The following is a 26060-nucleotide window of genomic DNA, read 5'->3' as shown; positions in this document are numbered from 1 at the left end:
CGATGAGTGAAGTTATCCCCTCCTCTACACCACGTGAGCAGGAAAATGCTGAAGTGCCAACACGTCATTGGATCGCTCTGTTTGGCGGCCTAATCGGTGCGTTTATGGCGATCTTAGACATTCAGATCACCAACTCATCGCTCAAAGACATCCAAGGTGCACTCTCGGCAACTCTAGATGAGAGTTCATGGATCTCTACCTCCTACTTGGTTGCAGAGATGATTGCGATCCCACTTAGTGGTTGGCTATCTAAAGCACTCGGTAAACGTCGTTACCTTACGTGGACGACTGCGATTTTTACACTTTCATCATTACTCTGTTCGTTCTCTTGGAACATGACCTCAATGATCGTGTTTCGCGCAATGCAGGGTTTCAGTGGTGGTGCGTTGATCCCACTTGCGTTCTCACTGGTCATCCAACTTCTGCCTCTCAACAAACGGGCTGTCGGTATGGCACTCTTCGGTGTCACTGCGACGTTCGCGCCATCGATTGGCCCTACTTTTGGTGGATGGTTAACTGAGAACCTGTCGTGGCACTACATTTTCTACATCAACATTCCACCAGCGCTTTTGGTGATCACCATGATTCGCTATGGGCTCGATGATGAGAAACTCGACTTAGGTTCGCTGAAAAAAGCAGATTGGTTTGGTATTGCCACAATGGCACTCGGGCTTGGCTGTTTAGAGGTCGTGCTAGAAGAAGGCAATCGTGAAGAGTGGTTCAGCTCAAGCTTTATCGTAACGCTTGCCATCATATCTGCAGTCAGTTTGGTCTATTTCGTCATCAACGAATTGCAACATAAGAAGCCGCTAGTCAACTTGCGCTTACTAAAAGATCCGCAGTTCGCCATGTCTTGTATTGCCTATCTAATTTTAGGCATGGCACTGCTTGGCTCTATCTATGTGCTGCCGATGTATCTCACTCAGATACAGCAATATAACGCAATGGAAATTGGCGAAGTGCTTATGTGGATGGGTTTTCCACAACTGCTGATTTTTCCGTTGGTGCCAAAGCTTACCCAGATCATAAAACCTAAGTACCTCGTCACATTTGGTTTTGCGATGTTTGGCTTAAGTTGCTACGTGAATACCCATATGACCGTCGATTTTGGTGGTCAACAGTTGATTCTTTCGATGGTTCTACGCGCCATTGGTAGCCCGTTCATTATGGTGCCTTGATCACTCGTAGCCATGAAGAACATCAGTAAAATGGATACGCCTGACGCCTCTACACTTACCAATGTGATGCGAAATTTGGGTGGTGCGTTTAGCATCGCAATCATCGCGACGCTGTTAGACAATAAGACTCGTGAACATTTAGCACACATAAAAGAGTCTCTGCCTTCGGTTAGCCAACTGGGCTGGCAAACATTACAACAGCAACAAGCATTCTTCATCCAATCAGGTAGTGATGCAGCGACAGCCATGCAACAGGCACAAGCCAGCCTACTCGGTACAATGCAGCGTGACGCTGCTATCATGGCATACAATGACGTATTCTTAATGATGACTGCGTTTCTCGCCTTTGCATCATTTCTAATACTAAATATGAAGGACTAGTGACCTTTGCTCGTTCATGGATGAACGACCGCCGATAAAATGCGAATCATTTCGTATAATATTGATGATTACCAATGTCTTAAAACCATAAATCAACTTTTCCCCTCACTTGACATTATGCATCTAGACACCTAGATTCTAAATTAGGACAAAACGCTAGGATAGCTAGAACAATGACAATGAAGTTGCCACCCGATCTCAGCATTTTGATTGTCGATGATTCAAAGAGTGCCACCATACTTATAAAGCAGCAATTAGTTAGTCTTGGAATCTCGCACGACAAAATCTATATCGCCACGGACTACCGCCAAGCTATAAGAACCGTGGAAAGACACACCTTAGATGTACTCTTGATTGATTATCATCTAGAGCAAACATTTACAGGTTTCGAACTGCTTGGCATCCTTTATCGCAAAAGATTGATTGATCATACCGTCGCCACGATTTTGCTCTCAGGCGACATGCGTCAAGAAACCGTGTTAACTGCCTTATCCGGTGAAGCGCATCATTTTATATCTAAGCCAATTAAGACTCCGATGCTTGGAGATAAAATCACTCTCGCGGTTAAGGAGTCCCAGCAAATAACACAGCTGAAACAATACTATCCGATCGATTCTCCCTCCGCATTACAGCAAGCATTGTCAGTACCCAACACTCAAAAAAGTGTGCAGTACGAAGCGAGCCTAATCGAACACTTGATCGGCTGTGAACAGTGGGAACTATTAGCGTACGTGCTTCGAGAATCGACGACTAACATGCACCCAACAAAACTGGTGGCACAAGCCTTGGTACTCGATAGCTTAGGCAAGGCACAAGAAGCCATCGACAAACTTCATAACTATCTTATTGCACGCCCGCTATCTCTCAACGTGATCGACTGCTTGAGCTGTATTTATGAAAAACACAACATGCTGCTCCCAGCATTAAAGTTGGCTATTCGTGCGTTTGAACTCACACCGAGTATTAGCCACCGTGCAATTAGAGCCATCGATCTTGCTGAGAATGCCGATAACACTCAAATCTTGATTAAGATGGGCCACATGTATGCGACCAACATCTCACCCGCAGATATCGACGTTATCAACTCTATTTCTAACTACTTTCATTCACTTCAGGTGGCTTACGAAAAAGAGGATAGTATCGCCAACAAACGTACTCTGCTGGAACAGGCGAACCAATTCACTAATCAAGTGAATTTGAAGCTCACACAGCATCAACAGCAACAAGTGTTAGCCGCCTTGGCTGTGTTCCAATGTCAAGTTTTGCATTTGGAGGGTAATCATCAGCTCGCTCATCAAAAGCTAATCCGAGCAGCAGCATTGCTTTGTCATGTTCTAAATGAAACCCCCACGGTTCTACTAAGCCAGTTACTTCCTTTGCTCAATATTTATGGTGAATACTCTTTGTACCAAGACCTAGGAGATCTCATTAAAGCGCGTGGGGAAGTGATTAATCAACTAGCGCTTGGCAGTGATACAAACCCAATAAATTGCATCAATATGGATAGCCTAGGGTCTGTACAACAGCTTAAAGACTACATTCACACTTATCCCTATTCAGTTGCTGCGAAACTTGACTATCTATTTGCCGTCAACAAAACTCAAACAGAAGAACAACTTACTAACGAATTCATGGCGCAATTACAACAATTGGAATTGCCTTACAAATGGAATCAATGGATTAGTGAATCTGTCAGGTCCGGTTTTTCTACCAAGCCACCTAGCCCACTTTCACTATGTAACTGACAGGAGTCTCTATGCTAGATTTTGATGCTTTAAACGCCTATTTGGATAATGATAAAGACGTAATCTTCGCGGTTCTATCTACTTATCAAGAAGACCATGCAAATTCTCTAGAAGAGATTCAGGAGCTTGTCGCGCAACAAGATTGGGGGAAATTACACTTTACCGTGCATACGTTGAAGGGAATATTGGTCAGTTTTGGAGAAGAGACAGCAACCTCGGCACTAGAAAACGTAGAACAAAACGCACTCAAAGATCTTGCTCCATCAGATGATGATCTCGCGGTTATTTACAGCGAAGTAAAGGTGATTAACCGACAAATCGAGGAAGTGCTCGCCACCTACTAGTCAGACATACTCAAGGTACAAAAGCTTCTTGGTAAATTCGGCTCTCGTTACATCGAGAGCCGATTTAGTTTATGCACTCTTAAACGTGGCACACCTTTACTAACTTCAATTATCGACACTTTTAATCGTAATCAAATAAAAAGGAGCAAGCTTAAGCTCACTCCCCGATATGGTAACTTGAACCTATATTTATGCTGGCGCACTTGCTCGTGCATTCAAGGATTTAGCACTAGAGATCCAGTGTTGTACCGACTGTGGTGACATTACTTTCGGGTTACCTAAATCGCTATCTCCCGCCGAAGCTAATTCTGGAGGAAGTACATCAATGATCAGCTCGAGATCTTTGTGTGAATTGATCTCTCGTGTAAACACATCTGCCATCTCTTCACTGTAAGAGCTACCTCGTGCTTTGGCTGCTTTGACTAAGCCATCAAGCAACACATACCATGTTGTCATTGGGCCTTGTGCGACTGATGCGGACTCTGCGGCTGAATCAATGAATGCGAATGGAACGGTAATGATTGGTTGGTTGAACTCCATTGCTGCGAAAATCCAATCCGTATCAAATGAGAAATCAAATACCGTCGGGTTCTCTAGAATTTTCTCTAAGATACCTCGACCATAAAGTTTGAACGCGGCTTGCGTATCTTTAATGCCGCTGTCAAAGATCTGGGCTCCAATCATTCGCTGCATATGACGTAAAGTCTTAATACCAACGCCCCAGCGCTCTTCTTGTTTAACTAAAATCGAGTCTGCATGTTTTCGGTTACCTAGTACCACTTGCTTACCATCACGGCTGTAAGGCGCCAGTGCCAACCCTATTTGCCCCAAGTGAACAGAGTTATCGGCATCCGTATAAAGAACAGCATCAACGCCATCTTCCAAAGACTGTTCACAACCAAGAATGATGGCACCACCTTTTCTTGAATCATCAGCACTCGCCAGATTACGAAGCGCACCAGATGCAGCAGGCAACGCATCCTCCAGTTTAAGTACTTTTACCTTCGCTTGTGTACCCGCATCATAAGTTTGTTTAATAGATCTAGCGATGTCTGCACTACCGTGTGGGCATCCGTCATCAACCGCATACAGGGTCCAATCAACATTGGTTCCTTCTGTTACCCATTGCAGTTGTTCGACTTTCGTTCTCAGTGAGTCTTCTCCGTGTTGATTATCTGCAGACTTAGGGTTAAGGCGATTGTGCTCACCCCACATAGCGAATACCACACCAATTTTGATCGGCTGACAAATTGATTGTGTTTCTCTACGGGACTCAACGAGCTTCACCGCGAGTTGAAACTCAAGCGGTGCATTAAATTGAATTGAAAGATCTTTTAGGTCTTGAGTGGAGAGTTTATCCAGCTGCAGTAAACGGTCTGCTAGCCTAAGTAAGCTTTGTTGATGTTGTGGCTCCGTCAAATCAAACTTTTCATTCGATTTATTTAAGAGCTCAATAGCGGTAGACAAAGAAGTATCCATACATATTCCCTAGCGTGACGTTATTATGATCACTTAAAGCTTAGTATGCATACCTTTTCATATCAAAGCGATATACGCTTTATTTTGTTGTGCACCTCTCATTTCCTTTGAAGCTGAAATTGCGGTATTTGGCACGATACTGCTTAGCTTTGTTTTCGCGGAATTTACCTGCCCAGTTGCTAATCTCTGGGTCTGTTGCCCAAATATTTGCCATTACCCTTAGATAAGAACTTTCTGTACTTGGCGTTGGATCGTAGGGGTTGTTATTAACGCGAAGCACCAATTGCCCGTCTACAAACCATTCAATGCGGTCTTCACCCCAATAAATTCCGTAACGATGAAAAGCTTTTGAGGCGTCAAAGCCTAGGAAAATCAGAGTTTCATGTGAATTGGTATAACTGTCATCATCAGTCCAAAAATTCAATTGAACCATGTTGGTATTAGAACCCAAAAACTCGATATCTATTTCATTATGTCGCCCGCTCCCACCTTCGGGTTTGTCATAGGGCCCCGAAAACAAGAAAAATGAACTCACCACGCCAGGCGCTCGAGCTGGCTTCATATCTATCTCATAACAACCATAAGGGAAGAACTCATGGCTGCGGAACTCCCCACCATAGAAACGTAGCTTACCCTCTTCGTCTAGCTCTTCATCGGGAGCTAGAGTCAGGGTTAAACCCTTTTTGTTAAACGTGGCTGATTTAGATTCCCAACGACTAAGGAATGGGAAACCATTCTCCCAGCCATCAGATAACCACCAGCGACTTTCATCAAAGGTTCGCAATGGATCTTCGAAGCTTTCTGCACTAACAAATGAGCTCGTCAAAGCCAAAGACACAGCTAACGCACAATAAGTTTTGGGTAACACCATCACATACTCGCTTATTCATTTGCATTCATAAAATAAGCGTAATACATACGATGAATTTTTCACCTCTGATTACTGATTATCTTCTACAGGTGCAAAACTGCGTCTTTGAATGGCTTGTACCTTTGGTACTGGAGCTTGGCCTAAATTTCCCTTAGGAATGGCATTCGCAGGTAGTTCAGCTTCCACAGAAGTTTCCGCCATTACTGGCTCAACACTTGTCGTAGCGAACTGATGTGAAGAAGGTGAATTTAACTCTTGGGTGTTCGATATGTTAGTTTCAACAATGGCTTCTGGTGTACCAAGCGGCGTAATCACAGTTACACCTGTCTCGTTTGAAACTTTAACATCATCACTCTCTACACTAATCACAGCCGCCTCGTCAGGCTTTAGTGATACAGAAGGCACTGCTTGCTGAGCTTTTTTCTGCGCTGCAGCTTGCGGCACGACAGGTGTAATTGGCGAGTGGAAACTGCCTTTGGTCGAGCTTACCTTACCACCACTGAATTGCTGTTGCGTGGTTCCTTCTGTTCCCTGAACAGATCCTTTCGGTGTGACTATTTGCCCTGTTAAGTCTTGTTGTTCTTGAATAACATTTTTCTCGGTAACAGGATTATCGGTGGGTTCGACAATAAATGTCTGTTTATTGGAAAAGTCCTTATTGAGCATTAGTTTACTGTTGGGCGTGTATTGTTTGAGCTGCTCACCAGACGATCTCGGTGCGCTTGCGGTTGGTGTTGTATTGACTGGCTGTTTGCGTATCAGCCCCGCTGATGGAGATTCGTATCTAAAAAAGTTTAGTTTTTGGTCCCAAATATCAATTAACGAAGAAAATTGGATCCACGCATCATCCACGTATGCTGACGGAGCATCTGAATTCATTGCGATAGAAAACTGAGCGTCAAATGCTTTATAGTCCACCTGTAATTGCTGGCGATATTGATTCCAATTACTTCCCCCCATCAAAAAGTATCTAACGCTGTTCGACCAGTACTCATACGCGACAGGGTCTTCTACTTTCTCTGCCGCCATTGCTGCCAGTGCATCGGCCAATGCGGCCGTCTGCCACATTTCTTTGGTTCCAATCTGGCTCTCGAGACTAAGTGCCCGGTTGGCTTGTTGATGCATTAAGGTCGCCGCTTGCGAATAACGGCCTTGGGACAAAAGAAGCGTTGGTGTGCTTAGCAAGTCAATGGAAGTTTGATTAAGCGCCCAAGTAGGAAAAGACACTGCAAACAAAATAAGTGTAATTAAGCGCCTCATCGGAATGTCTCCACCATACATTTGCCAGGATGATCAAAACGAGAATTAAACTTAACGTCGCGATACTCTTTCGATTTATTTGCTTTATAAAGTTTACCGCTCTGTTTATATAGCAAAGCTTCTAACACACCGGCATTGGTCTTCAAGCTGATGCTTTTCTCATAAGCGCTGGTAAGCTCATAGCGACCTTCATACCACCCTCTTTGTGGGTCGTAGAGCTCTTTCACTAACGTCATTAATCGGTCGGTATAATCGGTTTTCCACAGAGCCCACATTTGAAAAGCAACACGCGTTGACACCAGTGCTTTTTCATCGTGTGAAGAGCCGTCTTCCGCGAGTGTTATCCATGGCGTTCCTAAGCCATATATCGCATCGTAAACAAAATAAGGTTCACCAGTAACAACATGCTCACCTCGCGCTGTGTAGATTCGTTCATTGTCCCAACGAGCCTCTTGCACTTGATAAATCGCGTCCGCCATTGCTGCTAACGTGTTGTTGGTGTGTTTCGAATCGCCTGACGTGGTGTCCCCGACTTTGTCCCAATTGAATTCAAGCCCCATCCATAAATAAGGTGTCGAGTAGATAGGACGTAGCACGTTGAACACTCGAGGGTCGCGACCATCAAAAATTAAGTCTATATCGTAGATAGTTGCTACGTCATAAGGCTCTATATTCATCGCTTTTTCGGGCACAATCTGCCAATCAAGATAACCATAAGAAGTGTACTCTTCTAACCCCAATCGCCCCTCTTTATAGCGAATTAATTGGCCATCCTGAATCATGCCTCCATAGAGTTCACCATCCAGGCTAATCAACTCACAAAAGTTCCAACGCAGTACTGCCTTGTCGACATACTCAGAGAATTCAGGAGAGTGTCTCTTAACGATAGCAAGAGCAATCAATAAACGACCGACATCGAGTGATGACCAACCAATATCCTCTGGTTGGTTACCATAGTTAACCATGTCACCACTTTGCGTGCTGTATACCTTGTTAGGCGCGTAACCGTAACTCAAATCCATTTCATTTAAGAAGCTCAACACCAAAGTCAAACGCTCGTCGTATTGCTTATTTGAGATGAACTCAAACTCTCTCGCGGCAATAAGAGAGATCAGATAGTCAGCTAGTCCGGCCATATTTGTGGTAGGAAAATTATCAATACTATTGACTAGACCCGTCGTGACTTGGGTATTGTTATCAATATATTTCCACGCCGTTTGTGCCCACATCAGCTCTTCTTCAGTCAAAGGGGCGTGACGACCTTGTCGAAACACTTGTGATTGACTGAATGAATCAACACCATTAGTCACACCTTGGTAAACCACACCGCAGCCGGATATAGATACCGATAACAGAAGTAAACTCCACTTCTTCAGCATTCAATAACCTTATTCTACAGGTTTGATCTTTTTACGAGGCAAGCACTGACCCTCATAACCGAATGGTGATTCCAGTGCTTTCTCCCACAAACTCGGTGCCAATTGGTCTTTATATTGAAGTAGCTTACCCTGTTTCTTATACAATAATATCTCTAATGTGATGCCGTTATTGTTAGAAGTGAAAGTGTTGATGAGGCCAGTACCATTCTCGAAGATGCCCTCATAGAAACCTTTTTCTCGGTCATATGCGGTAGAAACATGATCAAACAAAAGATCGGTATAGTCGGTATCCCAAAGAACCCACATCCCCATTGCGCCTTTGATAGCTACCGCAGAGAATTGTGGCAGGTATTCGCCGACCTCAGAGATGGTGTTCCATGCGAAACCATCTGTATAGATAGTATCGTAAACGAAGTATGGGGCACCGGCTAATTGGTGCTCGGTACGTGCTGTAATGATACCCGTTTGTTTGTAACGTTCTTCCTGTACACGATATATTTGTAGAGCAAACTCTGCGATCCATTCATGTGAATAACTGGAATCATGTGGACTTCTGTCTTCAACCAAATCCCAACCCATTTCAATACCATCCAACACATAACTTTCAGTTACTACGTAACTATGTGCTTTCAGTTTACGCGGGTCACGAGTATCGTACGGAACGTCATAACCGAATAGGTTAATCGTTGCGTAAGGTTCTGCCATCGCAGCTTGTGTAGTATCAAAGCCCCACAATTCGAAACCTTTCGCTGCATACTCTTCATAACCAAGTCGCCCTTCTTGGAGGTATTGCACCTCTTTTCCAGGTTCAAGTAGCGCGCCAAACATGGTGCCGTTTTCGTCCACCACATTACAGTAGTTCCACCTTAGCATCACTGAATCAATACTGGTCGCGAATTCTGGATAGCGATTCTTAAGGATATAGAGCCATATCATCAAACGACCCAAGTCGAGAGCTGAATACCCAATTTCGCCTGGTTGGTTACCGTAGTCCACTTTCGCCGCGGTCTGGGTGTTATAAGCCTTGTTAGGTAACTCTCCCATAAATAGGTCGAGTGTATTTAAAGTGGTTAGGAAGCGAACGAGTCGTCTATCAAACTCTTCTTTTTCGATAATCCCCAATTCATACGCACTAGTCATACCCGCAAGATAGGATGCCGCATCCCACCATGTCACCGATGGGTAGTTGTTTACCGCGTTTACCAATCCCGTGGACTCTTGGTAGTTGTTTTCAAAGTACTTCCAAGCGATACGGGCCATATCCATCTCTTTCTCAGTCAATTCACCATGACGAGGTTTAGGGACAGTCCAGTGTGTATTTCGGTCAATAATATCATCAGAGAATTGATTGTATTTACTACCGCAACCAACGATTGCAAGAGTGATCAAGCCAAGACTAATCGTTCGCATATAAATTCCTTCTTATTATTTTAATTCGCTGATTTAATTCAACTCACCAATCGTCAATAGAGGTCCATTCTCGATATAAGCCAATGATTCTAATACGATTCCGTTGGTGTTTGCTGTCACTGCTTTGTTAGTACGGCCATCAATTTCGTAGCGACCTGAGTACCAGCCTTTCTCATCCGAATACAGAGTAGAAGCCTCATTGATCAGAACATCGGTGTAATCTGAATCATAAAGCGCGTACCAACCGAATGCGGCTTTGGTCGAAAGTGTTTTTAGATGTGATTGGTCTTTACCGTCGTCAGAGATGGCATTCCATTTTTCACCATCCGAGAATACGGTGTTGTAGACAAAGTATGGAGCCTCATCGACGTTATCCTCACTCACCGCGGTAACAATACCTGTCTCTTCATAACGACGCTCTTGGGCTTGGAAAATGCGGTGTGCAAATACCTTAGACACACTGTCCGCACCAAACTCGATACCATCAAGAATGTAAGATTCACTTACTACATAGTTATGAGCGTGGAATTTTGAAGGGTCACGTTTATCAGTCGGAATTTCGATACCGTAAATATCAACCATGTCTAGGTAATCGATATATTTCATAGAGTTAAATACATCACGCCCCATCAAGGCTAATGATTTAGATGCGTACTCTTCGTAGCCGATACGACCTTCTTGTACCAGCTCCATAACACTCGCATCTGACGTAGGACGGGCACCGTACATATAACCATCGACTAACATTGCGCTCACTTTCCAATGGTTAAGGACGTCATTTATCTGTTTATTAAATTGCGGATACTGCCAAATCATAATGTTCATAGGAACCAAAATTCGACCGATATCGATCGCCGACCAACCAATACCATTTTCAACAGGTTTGTTGGCGTAATCCACCATCTCAAGCGTTTGCGTGTTGTAAGCTTTATTTGGCAATAACCCATCAACAAGAGGCAAACGCGCTAGAGTCGTCAATGCCTTTTCCATACGCAGCTCAAACTCTTCAGTTGATATGATGTTGATCTTCTCTGCTGAAATGAGCCCCATTAGATAAGAAGCGGTATCCCACATGGTCGTTGATGGATAACCATCTACTGAATTCACCAAACCGGTATTTTCTTGGTAGTTGTTCTCGAAATACTGCCAAGCTACGTTAGCCCACTCGAACTCCTGTTCTGACAAAACCCGTGAGGACTTGAATGGGATGTCTTCTGGAATTTCAAAGGTAATATTTCCAAGTACTCTTCCCGATTCACGAGTCTCGATGCTGAAAGCAATAATAAGCGCTGTCGCTAAGCCCAAGATGAACACAATATGATGGCGAGCATTAACCATCGATTTTTTAAACCCCATACTTCAACTCCTCTGAATTGGCAGTTTCTTCACCTTCGCTTTCAGCTGGTGGTGTCCAGAATGCTGCAGCGATCATTCCCCACATCGCTAACATGTTATTTAGAATCCAAAATGTATTTAGAACGAGACCGCCCACAGAGTAATCTCCCCATGAACCGGTTGAGTGACCAAACCATGCAAACAACAGACTAAACAGACTTAATCCGAACACCATCGCTTGTGGTATTACTAACTTGAAGAAATTACCCGTTTGTCGCTCTTTCGGTGTTGTTGGGAAGCTGATCTTCCGCCCGCGTAACACTGTCCATAACGCCCGTAAGTTAACCGGGAAGAATGAAAGGAAGTTCGTCTTGCCCTTATATCCCGCAACGCCCCAAGTACCTGTCATCATCGCCAACTCAGCTGTGATCACATAAGGTAAAAAGTGCAAATAGAATGTCACGTCATAGGCGCTTACTGGTGCAATTGAAGTAAGGAAGTAGATGATTGGACACGCTAAGAAAACAATATTCCAGATTGCCGACAAGTTAGACCAGAAACTCGCACCATACATCAGTTTCTGTTTAAAATTCAGACCTTTGCGAAAGATCGGATTATCGTTCATAAAGATATCAATCGATCCGCCAGAGTACTTAAATCGTTGTACTGTCCACGTTTGTAAATCTTGTGGAGAAAGCATTTTACTTTCCACATTTGGGTGCATTACCGAACGCCAGTTACGCTCGCGGTCAGAGTGAAGTACGATCGACGTATAGAGGTCTTCAGATACGTGGAACTTGTAAGGTGTAAATTCCGTATCAAACAAGATTTCATCACGCAGGTTATCTGATACCGACTGTTCAACCTTCTTCTCTTTAGTTAAACGACGTATCTGCGCTTCAATTTCGTCTTGTTCTTTTGTGATCTGCTCTGCGTAAGCTCTTAACGCCGCTTCCATTACCGCTTCACGACGGTGTATTGAACCTGCGCCACAACAGAATGAAGAGTTCACCCAGTTACGACGGCGTTGAATGACGTCGTAAAACATTTGTGGGTCGTTCACAAAGGGGTCTTCGCCAAGTGTTACCGGACCATAGAATTTTTCTATGCCTGAACCGATAGGTTTTGCCCAAGTACCCATTTTTCTTTCAAGGAATTCAGGTAAGCGTTCTCCCTCAGGTAAGTCAAAAAACCATTGAGGTGTTTGAACCCAAGCAACTGTAGGGTCTCTAAAGTAGCCAAGGGTATTTTCAAGAATAGTAGAGAACGGGCGCGTATCAGCGTCACAGATAACAACGAAGTCACCACTGGTGCGCTCCATTGCATTTCTCAGGTTGCCCGCCTTGAAGCCAACATTACCGTCACGAGTAATGTAGCCGACCCCCATTTCCTTAGCCATCGCTTCCATTTCTGGTCGCTTGCCATCATCAAGAATAAAGATTTTGATCGTGATATCGTGCGGGTAAGTGATTTTCTGTGCGTCTAAAATACTCAGCTTAACCAGTTCAGGTTCTTCATCGTAACTGGGAAAGAACACATCAACACTGATTGGCCTGTCTTCTTCGGTGTCGAGACTACACTCCGAGATCTTATATGGTGGCGCTTTTTTAGGTTCGTCCTCAACTTTCCACAAGTTATAAGTGAACAACATCGAACCAATAAAGGCACAAGACTCTGCAAATGCCAAAGGTAACGAAAACCACAACGCATCATAATTTAGCGCATACATCCAGCGCCAACCTAGGTACCAAATGCCGAGTGTTAAGTTACATGTTGCTAAATACTGATATAGAAGTTCTCTGGGAATACTATGAGGTACAGGCTCCGGTGGAACCCTGTGCTCAAACTTTTCAAAATAATTGTCCATTTGTTCCTTTCCCTATTTTATTGACCTAGCCAGCTCTTATTAGAATGTTCTAATCAGGGGGGACACACGTTTTCTATGAGGTCACTTTCCTCAAGTTCTTTGGTCATCATGAAGCAGTTTTCTCCATCTTCTACACGTAGCTTAATGTCATCCATCAGCGCAGAGACAATCATGAACCCTCTTCCAGACGTCGCCCAAGTAGTGTCATCATCAGGGTCCATATCAACAAACTTGTTGGACAAAGCCTTTTCCAATTGAGTCTGTGTCATAGGTTCGCCTCTATCGATGATATCGATACAGATGGTCTTTGTTTCTGAGTCTTCATTCAGATTGCACTTTACTTTGACTGGCTTGCCTTCTTGCTCGCTATACGCATGTATGTAAGTGTTATTCACCATCTCGACCACACACAGCTCTAACTGAGTGGCTAACACGGGAGAAATGCCTATACCAGACCAATAATCGTTTAGCTCTACTGCGACTTGTCGCGAAGTCTCCAAAGAGCTTTTGTAAGCTTGTTCGAATACGTCTAACATCGGCACACTCCTCTGTTACATACCATTCAACATGTCAGATACACGATTGTGCGCGGCGTAGGTTCTCAGATTGCACCAGTCCAAGTCGTGGTTCTGTTCGCCATCATGCCCAATACAGTACTGACCAAAAATGGTTTGATGTTTTATATGGCAATTTTCCTTGATATGGATGTTGTCGAAGATAATTGACTCTTCGACCACTGCTTTTTCATCCAATTGACAATTGGCTCCGATAAGTGCAGGACCGATAACTTTGGCATTCGGATCGACTTTGCATCCGCTACCGATTACAACGGGAGGCTGAAGATTACAGTTATTCACGTCGACAACCGTATTGATCCCGACCCACACCCCAGCTTTCACTTGGGTGCCAGGAATACGATAACCAGGAACTTTTCCTTCCAAGATATCTTTGGTCACACTCCAGATATCCGTAATGTTGCCTACATCGAGCCATTGGAAATTCATTTCAACCGCATAAAACGGGACGTGTTTCTCCACCAACATTGGGAATAACTCACTACCAATGTCGTATTCGCCCTCTTTCGGAATGTAGTCAAAGATCGCAGGCTCAAAGATATAGATACCCGTGTTAATCTGAGTAGAAAGAGCCTCTTCTTTAGTTGGCTTTTCTTGGAAGCTGGTGACTAGTCCTTTTTCGTCCGCCACGACAACGCCGTATTTTTCAACTTCATCTAGAATCACACTTTTGGTGATGATGGTTGCGATACCGCCATTCTTCTTATGTTTGCGAACGGCTTCTGTAAGATCCAAATCGATCCAAGCATCACCACAAACAACCACAAAAGTTTCATCAAAGAAGCCAGAAAACTGCTGAATCTTCTGCATTCCACCAGCAGAACCAAGCGCTTTGCTCTGATATTTGCCGTCAACACACTCCCCCTCGTAAGAGTAAGAAAGCTGAACGTCAAAGTGGTGTCCATCGCCAAAATAGCCTTCAATAACTTCCGCAAGGTGACTAGTGTTAATCACAATCTTATTGATATTGTGCTGTGAAAAGAGCTCAATCATAGATTCCATTACCGGCTTGCCCAGAATTGGAATCATTGGCTTAGGCAGCGATTGAGTGATTGGCTTCACTCGTGTACCTTTCCCTGCCGCTAAGATCATTCCTTTCATATCAGTCTCCCTTACACAGCTGTTGCGAGTGCTTCGTCGACACTGGTATACGTCTTGATCAGCCTATCCATGCGCGTAAGTTTAAACAGGTCTTGCACTGGCTTCTGCGCGTTAGCAACCGCAATTTTCTTGTCACGAAGCATTTTGTACACTCCCATTACTGCACCTAAGCCACTGCTATCCATAAACTTAACGTTGCTGATATCAAGCACAACGTTTGGTGACAGGTCCGGAGTAAGTGTCTCCAAAACTTCTCTAAACTGGGGTGCTAATTTGGCGTCAAATCGCTCTTCATTTACTTGAAGAACTGTGCTGTTGCCTTGTTGACTAATTTCATATCGCATTGAGCGTCTCCTTCTTGAGGACCTTTCCATCCCGCCACTAGAACACTGACGTCGTCGTCAAAACAGTCTGACTTTGTCCAGTCTCTAACGTTATTTACTAATAATTCGGTTTGTTGTTGAATCGGGTATTGATTCAGTTGTTCGATCGCATTACGCAAGCCTTCTTCAGAGTACTGCTCGTCTCCGTTATCCGCTTCTGTGATGCCATCAGAGTAAAACCAGATTTTATCGCCTGGTTCGAGTTGAATTTGTGCAGCTTGATATTCCACATCATCAAAAGCCCCGACAACGAAGTTGTCGTGACCAATCAGTTCTGCATTTCCTTGGTTGCCGTGGTACCACACTAAAGGTGGATGACCAGCACAGCAGTAAGACATAAGACCCGTTTTTACGTTTAGGACGGCATAGATCATCGTGAAATAAAGGATGTTGGCATCACTACTCATATACATTTCATTGAGTTTAGATACCACATCAGCAGGCGCGCATACCGTTGATGTATCGCCATCGTTCTTTAAAACCACAGAGGAGCTGCCGTTTTGAACCGATAAGCTTGTTTGCACTGAAAACGACATAAGAGCCGAAGAAACACCATGACCCGCGACGTCGAACAGATAAAAGGCTACATGATCTTTGTCGAGCTGCATGTAACCCAACATATCGCCACCCACTTGAGCGCTCGGAATTGAGATATAGCTAAGCTCGACACAGCTGAAGTGTTTAGTCTTAGGTAGGATTTGTCGAATCAATTCGCTAGCAGAATCGAGGTCACGCTTGATCGTTTCGTAGGCTTGATCCAATTTAGTATTTTTGTCGACAACTTCATTGTGAAGCGCCAGAGTTCGAAAGCCAGCGCGGATTCGCGCATCGAGTTCATCTATTGAGGTTTTCTTATCAATGAAATCATCCGCGCCTGCGTCAATACCATTGATGATGGATGCTTCATCACCCTTTGAAGAGAGAAGCACAAAGAAAATGTAACGGTTATAGTTTTTGGACTTAAGCTCGCTGCACAGCTCTACTCCACTCATACCTGGCATCATCCAATCGCTCAGTACAAGCTGAATATCGTTGTTATCCGCTAACATCTGCAAAGCGGCTTCACCACCAGTTGCAGTATGTACTTGATAACCACGCTTTTTTAAAACCGAACTCATATAAACCAATATGGTTCGGTTATCATCAACAAGCAGAATATCCTTCATTCTTTACCCTAAGCCTTTTCTGACGTTCTTATCACACTTCTGCCAAATATGATTTTGGCTTTGGTTCACGTGCTTTACTACTTTAGGTTAGACTCAACTCATTGCTTTGCAAATTGTTTCTTATAATTTTGTTATACTTAAGTTAACGTTGTGCGGTATTTAACACAATCACAGGGAGTGGATTGTTAGAAATGACAGTAATGATTAAGCGCAGATTACTTATTGGTATTGTTCTATTGTCGAATAGTGCATGGGCAGACAGTTTTCTGGCAAACACCGCTCCTCATGCTCCCCCTCCTCAAGAGAGTGCGACGTTATCAAGTGTTGGTAATCAACCCTCTGCACCTAAAGTACCAACCGATGACGAAATAGATGAAATTTGGAAGGGAGTATCAAGCTCATTTGCCTTTCCTTTTCAGGATTGGGAAGACAGAGAACTCTTTGATGGTTTGAGCGGCAATGTCGGTTATCACCAACCTTTGGCTGAAACCGAATCAGCCAACATTCCAGCAGGCAGTACTCAAGGGCCAACCAACCTCAATAAAACCCTAACCCTTTCGCTAAAATACACAATTGCTGGCGCTTGGTTTGTGTCTGGTACGGTTTATCACTATCTAGATAGCGATCAACAACAAGCATGGAATCCGGACTTCACCTACGTGTTTGGTTACAGTGATTGGCGTCCTTATACACTAAGTTTGGTCTATGCGAACTATGGCGGGAACAGATTTAATCCCGATCCTGGACAAAATCGAACAGAGTTTAAGCAAGGAACTTGGTCGCTTGGTTGGAAGTTCCCCATCAAATCGCCTTTCGTCGATCTATTCAGATTTACTGACGACGGAGCCATAGGTTGTCAAATTGACTATAACTTCACACCTGAGTATTTCAATCTTGCGACAACCGAATACAAAAACAACCACCAAACCTTGAGTCTAGGTTGTAAATACTCAATTTGGGGCAACTGGTATGTCAATGGCACCGCGTTTTACTATTTTGACAAACAGCAACAACAGCCCTGGAACCCAGATTATACCTACGGTTTCGGTTATTTTGACTGGCGACCGGGTACCATCACTTTGCAATATAACAATTATTCTGGGAATCGCTGGAACTCTTCTGACAGAGGTGAAGGTACGGGTCGTTTCAAAGATGGTTCAATCACCCTAGCATACAGTTTTGCTTTCTAAATTTTTTCGACCATTAGTTGTTGATTTCATTCATTTTGAGAATCTTTGTGGCAAACATCTTCAAGCCGTCTAATCTTAAGTTACAACTCAAAATATGCAACTGGCACCATAAATGCAATTAGCAATATGAGATTCAAATAAACGTGCTAATTGCGAGGCCAGATTATTTGAACCGTAACGTCAGAAAACATCACCTTATACGGCTAGGAGAAGGCTCATGGAAGGAACAAAACACGACGATCTTATTGTTGGTACAGATCAAGATGACGCGGTAAACAGCCGTGCTGGTAACGATGAGATAAGCACGCTTGCAGGTGATGATTTTGTCACTGCAGGAGAAGGTAGCGACAAAATCTCAACAGGTAGTGGCAATGATACCGTACTAGGCGACGTAGAATACGGTCTTGAAGAGAGCAATGATACGCCAGTGAGTGGAGACGACTCATGGGGTGAATCCTACACCGCTTACGAGTTTGATGCTGAAACCAACGAGCAACAATCCTCTCATACGGTTAGATTAGACAATTTTGCTGTCAATCAAGCCGTCAACACCTCAACCACAGTAGGTGGTTTAGCCGCAAACAGTACTGTGACAGTTCAACTTACCGATGAAAACGGCACCATCATCGCTTCTCAAATCGCGACGGTAGATGCTAACGGCAATATCACCGTCGATACAGAAATTCCTGAATCTTCTATTGGTGACAATGGTGAAGTTACCTTTGCTTTCCTAAACGAAAACGGCGAGCCAATCTCTACCATCGACGACATGAACGTAGCCGTTCGCAACATTTACGACGACACCATTGATGGTGGTAGTGGCGATGACATTCTTAAAGGCCAGCAAGGTAGCGACACCATCTACGGCGGTGAAGGTAATGATTTCCTAGATGGCGACATTAACGATGACACTTTATATGGCGAAGAAGGTGACGATGTCTTGGTCGGCGGTAACGGGGACGACTACCTAGATGGTGGCACAGGCAACGACACCCTACTCGGTTCTGACGGCGACGACACTATTCATGGCGGCGAAGGCGATGACTTACTCATGGGTGAGTTAGGTGACGATACTCTTCATGGCGGCGAAGGACACGACACTCTAATCGGTGATGACGGTCAAGATGCCCTTTATGGCGGCGAAGGTAACGATAAACTCTTCGGTGGTAAAGGTGACGATGTTCTTGAAGGCAACCAAGGCAACGACGAAATTCATGGTGAAGAAGGTGACGATGTCATTTCTGGTGGCGAAGGCGACGACTTCGTACTCGGTGGCGCAGGTGCTGACCAAATATCGGGCGATGCGGGTAACGACCTACTACTCGGCGGCGACGGAGACGACACCATCACAGGTGGTGAAGGTCACGATACCTTAGTGGGTGAATACGGTGATGACACCATGAGTGGTGGTGAGGGACACGACACGCTATATGGTGATATTGGCGATGACACACTAACCGGGGGCGCGGGTAACGACCAACTATTTGGTGGCGAAGGCGATGACGTGATTGATGGTGGCGAAGGTGACGACATTATTCATGGTAATGAGGGTGTCGATACCATCACAACGGGTCTTGGTGACGACCAAGTTTATGCAGGATCTGGTGATGACATCATAGATACTGGAGAAGGCGCAGACACGGTATTTGGTGAAACGGGCCACAACCAAATTACGTCTGGTGCTGGCGACGATACTGTCTACACCGATTTCGGTGACGATACTATTGATACTAGCGAAGGCCATGACACCATTTTTGCGGGCGACGGCGATAACACCATAGATTCCGGCTCTGGCGACGATCTAATGTATGCAGGCGCTGGACAAGACTCGATTCAAACTGGCGCGGGCCACGACACCGTTTATGCAGGCGACGGAGACAATACGGTCGATTCAGGCGCTGACCACGATGCTGTTTACTCAGGCAGTGGCACCGATAATATCAACCTTGGTGAAGGCCATGACAAGGCGTTTACTGGTGCAGGACAAGACACCATCGTTGCAGGCGCAGGTAATGACCAAGTTTATGCAGGTGCTGACGACGACGTTATTCAAGGTGTATCTGGCAACAACCAACTGTTCGGCGAAGAAGGTAATGACACCATTACTGCAGGTTTGAATGCGAGTGAACTCTACGGTGGTAGCGGTGAAGATACACTGACTGGTTCAACTGAATCCGACAAGATCTACGGTGGACAGGACAACGACACTATTACAGCAGACGCTGGCGATGATGTGGTCGAGGGCAACGATGGCGATGATACGCTCAATCTAGGCGCGGGTCATGATGTTGGTTTTGGTGGCGAAGGAGATGACGTTATTTCCGGTGGCGAAGGTAACGATACTCTCATCGGTGAGGCTGGCGACGATATCATCACTGGTGGCGAAGGAGACGATGTTCTAGTTGGTGGTTTAGGCAATGACCAACTTGATGGCGGTACAGGCCGCAGTGAGATTTACGGCGAAGATGGTGATGATGTTATTACCAGTGCCGATCAAGATGACCTACTGTCTGGTGGTGCTGGTAACGATACTATAAGCTCTGGCGCGGGTGACGACACTGTTTATGCCGACAGCGGTGATGACAAAGTGACACTAGGTGCTGGTAACGATACAGCCTTCACTGGCCAAGGCGCTGACGTAATTGATGCCGGAACCGGTGATGACAAAGTTTTCGCTGGTGGTGGTGACGATATTATTGAAGGCGTCGAAGGTAACAACCAACTCTTTGGTGAAGATGGTGATGATGTTATCAACGCAGGTCTAAATGCAAGTGAGCTGTATGGTGGAGATGGTCAAGATACCCTAACTGGCTCTGCAGAGAACGATAGCCTCTACGGTGGTAGCGGTGATGACTCAATTCAGGCCGGCGAAGGTGACGATTTCATTGAAGGTAACCAAGGTAGCGACGAGATCTACGCAGGCGCTGGTAATGACACAGTGTTAGGTGGCGGCAACGATGATGTTATCCACGGTGGTACAGGTAGCGATACTCTAATTGGTGATGACGGCGACGATATCATCAAAGGTGAAGAAGGCGACGACATTCTAGTTGGCGGTACGGGTGATGACCAACTCGACGGTGGTGCCGGTCGCAGCGAAATCTATGGTGAGGACGGTGACGATGTACTTGTCAGTTCAGACCAAGATGACCTTCTATCTGGTGGTTCAGGTGACGATAGTATCATCTCTGGCGCTGGCCATGACACCGTTTATGCAGGTTCAGGTACCGATAACATTACAACTGGAGAAGGTAACGACACCGTTTATGGTGAGTCCGGATCAAATACCATCGCAACAGGCCTAGGAGACGATACTGTCTATGGTGGTATCAACTCAGACAATATCGATACTGGCGAAGGTGCTGACCAGATATACGCAGGTGATGGTGCGGATACTATCGACGCTGGTGCAGGAAATGACCACATTGACGCTGGAAGTGGTGACGACGTACTGAAAGGTGGTGACGGCGACGACGCACTATTTGGTGGCGCGGGTAACGATGAACTTATTGGTGGTGATGGTTATGACCTTCTTGCCGGCGGCGAAGGTGACGACGTCATTCGCGATGACGGCCAAGACACTCTACTTGGTGAGCAAGGTAACGATACACTGATTGCTGCAGAAACAGGTAGCCACAACATTTTCGGTGGCGAAGGTAACGATACGCTTATCGGAAGCGAACAAGCGGACACGCTATACGGTGGCGCCGATAACGATACGATTACTGGTGCAGACGGAGACGATGTTCTTTATGCCGGTAGCGGTGACGACACTGTGGATGCAGGCACCGGTGATGACACCGTGTATGGCGAGGATGGTGCAAACAAAATCACACTCGGTGAAGGTGCTGACACACTTTATGGTGGCTCAGGAGCTGATACAGCAACTGGCGGCTTGGGTGACGATATTCTCTCTGGTGCAGCGGGCAATGACAACCTGTCTGGTAACGAGGGTGAAGACTTAATTGATGCGGGCGAAGGTCACGATACCGTATCTGGTGGTGATGACAACGACCTTATTTTCGGTGGTGCTGGCAATGATAACTTGTCAGGCGATGCTGGGGATGACCAACTCTACTCAGGCGCGGGCAACGATACCCTATCTGGTGGTTTGGGCGACGATAAACTCATTGCAGAAGGCGGCAGTAATACTCTATCAGGTGGCGAAGGCGATGATACCTTACTCGGTGGTTCGGGCGCGGATACCCTGTTGGGTGGTCAAGGTGACGACTATATTGAAGATGCGTCAGACAACAACATCGTCGATGGTGGTGATGGTGATGACAATATCCAACTAACTGGTGCGAGTAACACGGTTACTGGCGGTGCAGGTGCTGACGTTATCAGCTCTACCGGCGGTGGAGTAAATGACATTTCCGGTGATGAAGGCAACGATACGATCACTGTGACTGGCAGCGTTAACACGATTGCTGGTGGCGAAGGAAATGACACGATCACAGCCAGTGGCGGCACCAACAACATCACAGGCGGTGAAGGAAACGATAATATCACTGCGAGTGGTGAAACCAACACCATCGCAGGTGGTGAAGGTAACGATACTATCAGAGTGAACTCTGGCAACAGCACCGTTTCTGGTGATGATGGGAACGATTCGATCACGACTGGTAGTGGCTCAGACACCCTTTACGGCGGTACAGGCGCCGATACCCTATCTTCTGGTGCAGGCAACGATAGCTTATTCGGTGGTGCTGATAGCGATAAACTATATGCCGGAGATGGAGACGATACCCTCGAAGGTGGCGAAGGCAACGACATCATGTATGGTCAGAATGACCAAGATACTCTGGATGGCGGAGCAGGTAACGACTACCTATCTGGTGGCTCTGGTGATGACACACTCGTGGGTAGTGAAGGCAACGATACCCTTAGAGGTGATTCAGGCGAAGATACACTTTGGGGCGGTTCTGGAGACGATAACCTAGGTGGCGGCGGCTCTGCCGATACACTGTTTGGTGAAGACGGCGACGACACACTATCAGGTAATGGAGGCAACGATATGTTATATGGTGCAAGCGGTGACGATAAATTGTCTGGCGGCTCTGGTGACGATTATGTGTCAGGCGGTGAAGGCAACGATACCTTAAGTGGTAATAATAACGCAGATACCCTAGATGGCGGCGAAGGCGACGATAAACTGTCGGGTGATTCAGGCAATGACACCCTATTCGGCCAAGTCGGTAACGACATCTTAGATGGTGGTGAAGGTATCGACCAACTTTATGGCGGTGCGGGTAATGACCAACTGATATTTGACTCTAGCGAAGTCGAGTCTGGTGAAGCTGGTGTTGTTCACTTTAGCGGAGGTTCAGACTTCGATGTCCTGGTTGTGGGTGGTGACAATCAAAGCCAAATGATCGATATGACGCACAATACATTCCAAGAGATTGAGGGTGTGAAGATCAGCTCAAGTGACACAGAACTCGCACTTGCTCTCGATAAGATTGCAGCCAATAACACTGCAGGTGATACCGCTGGTCAGTTCGTATGTACCGGTGCAAGCAGTATCGATGTTTCCGGTTGGGGCTGGCAGCTTACTGAGAGTCACCTAGAGATGAGCGACAGTCTTCAAGACATCTATCGTGAAAGCAACATCGACACTGGCTCGCTATACGGCTATCGCTTTGAAAGTGAAGCAGGACAAGAAGTGGTTATCTGGAGTGACTTGAATAGCGGTGACATCAACTTCCCAGATTCAGACGACGTATAACACTCTTCATTAACCTAACTCACCAACAAGCGGCTCATTATGAGCCGCTTTCTATTCTAAGTCTACTAAGCCAAAACAATGTGTTTACTTCCCTAACCTGTTGGCTACTCTTCCGTTGCTTAACCAATTCCCTGTCAATTAACTGATACTATCAAGTAACCAATCCTCGTCGTTATACCTAGCTATAAGCTCGCCTCAGTCGCCAGCACAAAGGTGCATCAGCCGCAAAGCTTTTTCAGCGTCTTAGAAAACAAAAAATGGACTCATATGAGTCCACTTAAAAAGCTATATTGTTCCCAGATATCTATCGGAACTGATTTCGATTACCCCTCTATACACAACTCTCGGGTTTTACGGGTTATTTGAGCGTCATTAGAAATCACAAAGAAGTAGTATTCCGAATTTAGATCGTTTTGTTGAATGTAAGTTCTCATATGGTTAAGCATGCTTTTCGCTTCCCCATAACGTTCTAAGTACTCAGGATCACACTTATTAACCAAGTCTAAGTCCACACGCAGATTAGAGAAGTTAGTCATAATTTCATCGACACGTTTCTCAGTCTCTGCTCTTTGGGCTTGTGTTGAGTACTCGCCTTCTAACTCCGTTCGTTGAGCCGCTAGGGCTTTTTGATTCTGTTGCTCAAGTGCGATCTTTTCTTTGGCTAATTGCTCATTCATCGCAAGCTTGGCGCTCTTAACGGAGTCTTTTTCTGAGAGGTATCGAGAGCGGTATATACGAGCCGACTTATTCGCCTTAGCTAATGCGATATTTGAGGCTGCTAGTTTCTCAGTTAGCTCGTCAATTTCTTGTGACATTTCCACCAGCTTGAGATCTGCTGCCGCGACCTGTTTTTCATACGTCTCATCATCCATTTGCTTAACGTATGTCATTGAAGCCATTTGATCCGTCAGCTCTGTAATAACCTCATTCAATGCTTCTATATCCGCTTCTTTTTCCGAGACTTTTTCGGCTATCAAGGTATCGATTCGCGATTCAATGCTGGCGTTCTTATATCCAAAATAACCTGCTGTTGCGGTCGACGTTATAGCTACAGCTGTCATCAACACAATAGTTCCTTTACTCACAGTAGCCTCCTTAAATCACTTGTTTGTAACACTTTTGTTCGCACTTCGGGCAGATATAAGATTGACGGTCAATCCGTTGCGAACAGTGTGGGCAGGTTCCCTGTTTTCGGTCACTGCTCATCAATAACAAAATCAGACCAATTGGACCCAAGACATAGCCTAAGAGCACACCGGCAACTAGGTTGTTCTTTTTGAAACCAACGTACGTGCTCATTGCAAAGAAGCACAAATAGAACCCTAACCAAAACACCATCGACTCATCCATTACGCCTCCCTCATGGCTTTAGCCATCCCACTGGTTAATGGGCCTATCAGGTAATCCCAAAGCGTACGTTCTTCGACCAAAATCAGCACCTCCGTAAGCATCCCCGGGTACAGCTCAATGTGGTTTTCAGCTTGCAATGATTGAAGGTCATCACGATCAAACCGGATTTTCACCAAATAACCTTGGTCTTTTTCATCCGCGTCACCACCTTTAACCACTCTGTCAGCAGATACATGAATCACCTCTCCCAGTACTGGCGGTACTTGCCTTGCGCTGTATGCCGTTAACCGAATCCTTGCGTCCTGTCCTGAACGGACAATATCAATGTCTCTAGGAGGCACAATTGCCTCAACAATCAATTCATCGCTGTCTGGCACAATCTCCATCAACACTTGCCCCGGACGTACCACACCACCAACACTGGAAATATTTAACCCAACAACACGTCCTTTAAACTCGCTACGAATCTGGATACGTGAACGCACGTCTTCCAAGGTATTCATCACTTGTTTAACGTCCCGTACCTCATCGTTAACGGATTTTAGCTGCTGAGCATAATCGCGTTTTAAATCTAATAGCTGACTTTTGTAGCTTTGCTCCAAGGTTTCAAGTTCTCGCTTGGTCACGTCGATAGTGACGTTAATCTCCGCTAGCTCGCCTTCAATTCGAGCTAGATGACGACGAAGCTCTAACATACGAGTTTTAGACACGTACCCTTTAGCAACTAAGCCTTTCGTCATATCGATCTCTTGTTTGATCAAATCACGCTGTGAAGCCACTGCTTTTTTCTGAAACTGGTTACCCTGAATCTTTTCTTTGTAAAGGGTCGATTTTTGGTTGTATAAAGAGTCAATCAATTGCTTTCGCAATAACCCTTGTTCGAACTGTACTCGCTCACTATTTACGATAGGCATAACAATCAACGAATCTTGTTGTTCATTCACCAAAACCTCTGGCCATTTCGGCTCTTCCGACTCATTCAGAAGCGCTTCAAGACGTGCCTTTTGCGCCACCAACGAGAAATTACGGTAAAGGTAACGCTTATAATCGGATTCGGATTTAGTATCAGAGAGCTCAAGCAACACTTGACCGACCTCAACTTGCTGGCCATCTTTCACCAACACCTCTTTCACCCAACCACCTTGTAAATGCTGAATTTGCTTTCTTTTACTCTCAACAACCAAGTTACCATGCGCTACAGACGCAGAGCTTAAAGACATGGTCATGGACCAAAACAGAAAGCCTCCGACGGTAACCAGTAGGATTGCAGAGCCAAGAATAATCAATTTGCGTGTACTGAATTCACGTTCCATAAATG

At 45.3% G+C, this 26060-nt stretch carries 17 protein-coding genes and 1 pseudogene; 5 read left to right on the top strand and 13 right to left on the bottom strand.

Going from position 1 to position 26060, the window contains the following annotated elements; genetic code table 11:
* Positions 1 to 2 precede the first annotated feature (2 nt).
* The 3 genes and pseudogenes from FIV04_RS21830 (at position 3) to FIV04_RS21820 (ending at position 3648) form a co-directional block, all read left to right on the top strand.
* Positions 3 to 1559, top strand: a pseudogene (locus FIV04_RS21830) (DHA2 family efflux MFS transporter permease subunit).
* Between the two features lie 173 nt (positions 1560 to 1732).
* A complete protein-coding gene (locus FIV04_RS21825) occupies positions 1733 to 3304 on the top strand; it encodes a response regulator (RefSeq protein ID WP_152470526.1) in 1572 nt (523 codons plus the stop codon).
* Positions 3305 to 3315: 11 nt separating this feature from the next.
* Positions 3316 to 3648 carry an Hpt domain-containing protein gene (locus tag FIV04_RS21820; protein ID WP_152470525.1) on the top strand — a complete coding sequence of 111 codons (333 nt, stop codon included), beginning with the start codon at positions 3316 to 3318 and terminating at the stop codon, positions 3646 to 3648.
* A 189-nt stretch (positions 3649 to 3837) separates the two neighbouring features.
* Here the strand turns inward: FIV04_RS21820 and FIV04_RS21815 are convergent, their stop codons facing one another.
* From FIV04_RS21815 to FIV04_RS21765, 11 genes are all read right to left on the bottom strand, one after another.
* Complete coding sequence (locus FIV04_RS21815) at positions 3838 to 5127, bottom strand: glycosyltransferase (RefSeq protein ID WP_152470524.1); 1290 nt, start codon at positions 5125 to 5127, stop codon at positions 3838 to 3840.
* 79 nt (positions 5128 to 5206) lie between these two features.
* Positions 5207 to 5998, bottom strand: coding sequence for a family 16 glycosylhydrolase (locus FIV04_RS21810; protein WP_152470523.1), 792 nt, complete (start codon positions 5996 to 5998; stop codon positions 5207 to 5209).
* A 69-nt stretch (positions 5999 to 6067) separates the two neighbouring features.
* A complete protein-coding gene (locus tag FIV04_RS21805) occupies positions 6068 to 7066 on the bottom strand; it encodes a hypothetical protein (RefSeq protein WP_152470522.1) in 999 nt (332 codons plus the stop codon).
* Positions 7067 to 7254: 188 nt separating this feature from the next.
* On the bottom strand, positions 7255 to 8637 hold the full coding sequence (locus FIV04_RS21800) for a DUF3131 domain-containing protein (protein ID WP_152470521.1): 1383 nt from the start codon (positions 8635 to 8637) through the stop codon (positions 7255 to 7257).
* Positions 8638 to 8646: 9 nt separating this feature from the next.
* A complete protein-coding gene (locus FIV04_RS21795) occupies positions 8647 to 10047 on the bottom strand; it encodes a DUF3131 domain-containing protein (protein WP_152470520.1) in 1401 nt (466 codons plus the stop codon).
* Positions 10048 to 10080: 33 nt separating this feature from the next.
* Complete coding sequence (locus FIV04_RS21790; RefSeq protein WP_152470519.1) at positions 10081 to 11403, bottom strand: DUF3131 domain-containing protein; 1323 nt, start codon at positions 11401 to 11403, stop codon at positions 10081 to 10083.
* Positions 11393 to 13249 (bottom strand): glycosyltransferase, encoded by a 1857-nt coding sequence (locus FIV04_RS21785; protein ID WP_150869504.1) that lies wholly within the window; start codon positions 13247 to 13249, stop codon positions 11393 to 11395. Before FIV04_RS21785 ends, FIV04_RS21790 begins: the two co-directional genes overlap by 11 nt.
* Before the next feature lie 53 nt (positions 13250 to 13302).
* Positions 13303 to 13785, bottom strand: coding sequence for an ATP-binding protein (locus tag FIV04_RS21780; protein WP_152470518.1), 483 nt, complete (start codon positions 13783 to 13785; stop codon positions 13303 to 13305).
* A 15-nt stretch (positions 13786 to 13800) separates the two neighbouring features.
* Complete coding sequence (locus tag FIV04_RS21775; RefSeq protein ID WP_152470517.1) at positions 13801 to 14925, bottom strand: sugar phosphate nucleotidyltransferase; 1125 nt, start codon at positions 14923 to 14925, stop codon at positions 13801 to 13803.
* Positions 14926 to 14936: 11 nt separating this feature from the next.
* On the bottom strand, positions 14937 to 15269 hold the full coding sequence (locus FIV04_RS21770) for an STAS domain-containing protein (RefSeq protein WP_152470516.1): 333 nt from the start codon (positions 15267 to 15269) through the stop codon (positions 14937 to 14939).
* Positions 15221 to 16474 (bottom strand): PP2C family protein-serine/threonine phosphatase, encoded by a 1254-nt coding sequence (locus FIV04_RS21765; protein WP_152470515.1) that lies wholly within the window; start codon positions 16472 to 16474, stop codon positions 15221 to 15223. Before FIV04_RS21765 ends, FIV04_RS21770 begins: the two co-directional genes overlap by 49 nt.
* Before the next feature lie 191 nt (positions 16475 to 16665).
* Here FIV04_RS21765 and FIV04_RS21760 point away from each other — a divergent pair, with 191 nt between their 5' ends.
* Both FIV04_RS21760 and FIV04_RS21755 read left to right on the top strand, forming a co-directional pair.
* Positions 16666 to 17664, top strand: a complete 999-nt coding sequence (locus FIV04_RS21760) for a hypothetical protein (protein WP_152470514.1) — start codon at positions 16666 to 16668, stop codon at positions 17662 to 17664.
* A 217-nt stretch (positions 17665 to 17881) separates the two neighbouring features.
* Positions 17882 to 23392: a calcium-binding protein gene (locus tag FIV04_RS21755; protein WP_152470513.1), complete on the top strand. Its 5511-nt coding sequence runs from the start codon at positions 17882 to 17884 to the stop codon at positions 23390 to 23392.
* A 323-nt stretch (positions 23393 to 23715) separates the two neighbouring features.
* Here the strand turns inward: FIV04_RS21755 and FIV04_RS21750 are convergent, their stop codons facing one another.
* Complete coding sequence (locus FIV04_RS21750; protein ID WP_152470512.1) at positions 23716 to 24477, bottom strand: hypothetical protein; 762 nt, start codon at positions 24475 to 24477, stop codon at positions 23716 to 23718.
* 264 nt (positions 24478 to 24741) lie between these two features.
* Entirely contained in the window at positions 24742 to 26055 is a 1314-nt protein-coding gene (locus tag FIV04_RS21740; protein ID WP_152470510.1) for an HlyD family type I secretion periplasmic adaptor subunit, read from the bottom strand.
* Positions 26056 to 26060 lie beyond the last annotated feature (5 nt).

It is taken from the genome of Vibrio sp. THAF190c (assembly GCF_009363355.1).
Classification (GTDB): domain Bacteria; phylum Pseudomonadota; class Gammaproteobacteria; order Enterobacterales; family Vibrionaceae; genus Vibrio; species Vibrio fortis_A.
The sequence above is the reverse complement of the archived record's forward strand: the minus strand, read 5'-3'. Positions and strand labels throughout refer to the sequence as shown.